At 64.9% G+C, this 259-nt stretch carries 1 protein-coding gene; it reads right to left on the bottom strand.

Going from position 1 to position 259, the window contains the following annotated elements:
* Positions 1 to 259: ABC transporter transmembrane domain-containing protein (locus tag EOB49_RS35510; RefSeq protein ID WP_245473017.1), on the bottom strand; the 259-nt coding region annotated here is incomplete at both ends.

Genomic DNA, 259 nt, shown 5'->3' with positions numbered 1-259 from the left:
ATCTCGCCGGACTGGGCGGTGTCGAAGAAGGCAGGCGACAGCGTCGTCACATGGGCAAAGACATCGCGCCGGATATCGGCGACGACGCGCTCGCCCAGCGTGATGACGAAATAGTAGCGGCCGGCCGACGCCGCCGCCAGCAGGGCGGCCATCGCCACCAGGGCGGCGAAATATTCGGCGATAAAGGTAGTGCTGGACGACGAAAAACCATGATCGATCATGCGTCGCACCGCCAGCGGCAACGCCAGCGTGGTTGCCG

Origin of the sequence: Mesorhizobium sp. M7A.F.Ca.MR.148.00.0.0 (assembly GCF_003997735.1) — a bacterium.
GTDB lineage: Bacteria > Pseudomonadota > Alphaproteobacteria > Rhizobiales > Rhizobiaceae > Mesorhizobium.
Note: the sequence above shows the minus strand (reverse complement) of the source record. Positions and strands in the feature narration are given on the sequence as shown.